General features: G+C 71.1%; 3 protein-coding genes. 2 read left to right on the top strand and 1 reads right to left on the bottom strand.

Translation table 11 applies throughout. The features are described 5' to 3' along the window. A partial coding sequence (locus tag FV228_RS27885) for a pilus assembly protein PilZ (RefSeq protein ID WP_147857463.1) occupies positions 1 to 243 on the bottom strand: 243 nt, incomplete at its 3' end. 442 nt (positions 244 to 685) lie between these two features. Here FV228_RS27885 and FV228_RS27880 point away from each other — a divergent pair. Both FV228_RS27880 and FV228_RS27875 read left to right on the top strand, forming a co-directional pair. Continuing rightward, a complete protein-coding gene (locus tag FV228_RS27880; protein ID WP_246690041.1) occupies positions 686 to 1,033 on the top strand; it encodes an ATP-dependent helicase in 348 nt (115 codons plus the stop codon). A gap of 144 nt (positions 1,034 to 1,177) precedes the next feature. After that, positions 1,178 to 2,046: biosynthetic peptidoglycan transglycosylase (locus tag FV228_RS27875; RefSeq protein WP_187277942.1), on the top strand; the 869-nt coding region annotated here is incomplete at its 3' end.

Raw genomic sequence — 2,046 nt, 5'->3', positions numbered from 1 at the left:
CCCCTCGAACGCGATGCCGATCCGGCGGCTGCGGCGCCACGCCACGGCGGCCGGCCGCGGGTCGGCCCCGTCCGTCAGACGAAGCGGGAAGCGGTCCGGCACGGCCTGGTCGTCCTCGACCTCGATCTGCGCGCCGGTCTCGGTGGCGTCCCAGACGAGGCAGCCGACTTCGCCGCAGGCGAGCAGCAGGGTACCGAACGTGAAGGCGTTCTTGCGGAATGCCCCGCGGCGATCCTCCGTCATCGCACCTTCCCTCCGGTCCCGGCCCGCGACTCCCGGGCGCGCGGAGTGAACAATGCGGCAGGGCGGTTAACAGGCCCGATAGCGCGCGGAGACTGCTATCCCTGGCTGAAACTCAATACGCGTTTGTATCATGCCGGTCGATGCGCCGCCGCTGCGGCCTCGCCAGGATAAAGCCGACCCTGACACAACCGGGTCACGGCAATCCTGCAACGCACGGCGTCGATCCCGGCTTGGCCGACGGTCGCGGCCTCGATATCCCGGGGCGGTGCCTTCCAGCCGGCGCCCCGCATCGGTAAGGCGAGCCTCACCGACGGTCCGCCCTTCGACGCCTTCGCAGGTCGGGGCCGAATTTTCATGACAAGGATCGGGCGCGTGCCGGGTTGATTACCGGGCGACGGTGCGCCGGGAGGACTCAATGCGGGATGCGTCGGCGCAGGAGCTCATGATCCTCAGCGCGCTGCAGGAATGCCGGATCCAGCTGGAGACCGCGCGCCGGGACGAAGCGAGCCGGGCCGCCGTCCGGCTCGAACTCGACGCGGCCCTGCGGCGCGAGGAGGCACTGAAGACCGAGATCGTCCACGAGCGGGAGCGCACCGAGGCCGTGCGGGTCGTCTTGCTGGCGCTTACGGCCAGCATCGGCCGGTTCGGCCTGCGCCGGAAGCTGTTCACGGCGCGCATCGCCCGTCTCGGCCGCGAGACGCCGGATTCCGGCCCGCAATCGGTCCGGCACCCGGTGCTCCTCGCCGAGGCCCGGCGGGTGCTGGGCCAGGATCCGACGGCGGCCGGTTGAAGACAACGGAGCACCCGCGCCCCGAGGGTGGGTTGCTGAACGGAACGCTAACGACCCCTTAAACCGCCGCATTTAGCGTGCCGTAACCGGGCTACGCCGCAACGCACGCGCGCGCTGGTTTCGGATCGTTCGAAGACGGGATGCATGGCCAAGGGTCGGGGCAGGATGGAGCCGAATTTCGACGTGCCCGAAGGGCGCGTCCGGGATCGCGGCGAACTCGACCTGCGCCTGTCCCGGGAAGACCGGGCCGGGACAGGGGAACGCGTGGGCAAGCGAGCGGACGACACGGCGCGGGCTCCGGCCAAGACGGCGCCACGCCGGACCCAAAAGAAGTCCGGCCGGCGCCGGCGCTCGTGGCTCAGCCGGATCGCCTACGGCAGCGTGGTGCTCGGCCTGTGGGCGGTGATCGGCGTCGCCGGCCTCATCGCCTACCATGCCTCGCAGCTGCCGCCGATCGACCAGCTCGCGGTGCCCAAGCGCCCGCCCAACATCGCCATCCTGGCGAGCGACGGCTCGCTGCTGGCCAACCGGGGTGAGACCGGCGGCCGGGTGGTCTCGATCAAGGAGCTGCCGCCCTACCTGCCCCGGGCCTTCGTGGCGATCGAGGACCGGCGGTTCTACCAGCATTTCGGCGTCGACCCGGTCGGCATCCTCCGGGCGATCGGCCAGAACCTGACGCGCCGCGGCGTCGCGCAGGGCGGCTCGACGCTGACCCAGCAGCTCGCCAAGAACCTGTTCCTGACCCCCGAGCGCTCGGCCTCGCGAAAGATCCAGGAGGCGATCCTCGCCCTGTGGCTGGAGCACAAGTACAGCAAGGACGAGATCCTCGAACTGTACCTGAACCGGGTCTATTTCGGCGCCGGCGCCTACGGCGTCGAGGCCGCGGCGCAGCGCTACTTCGGCAAGCCCGCCAAGGAGGTGTCGCTGGCCCAGGCCGCGATGCTCGGCGGCCTCGTGCAGGCGCCCTCGCGGCTCGCCCCCAACCGCAACCTGCCCGCCGCCCAGGCCCGCGC

The sequence above is a fragment of the Methylobacterium sp. WL18 genome, assembly GCF_008040015.1.
GTDB lineage: Bacteria > Pseudomonadota > Alphaproteobacteria > Rhizobiales > Beijerinckiaceae > Methylobacterium > Methylobacterium mesophilicum.
This window is presented reverse-complemented; position numbering and strand designations above follow the sequence as displayed.

Excerpts from the sequence above, each read along its gene's own strand:
- FV228_RS27880 (WP_246690041.1), top strand. The coding sequence starts at position 686 with ATGATCCTCAGCGCGCTGCAGGAATGCCGGATCCAGCTGGAGACCGCG.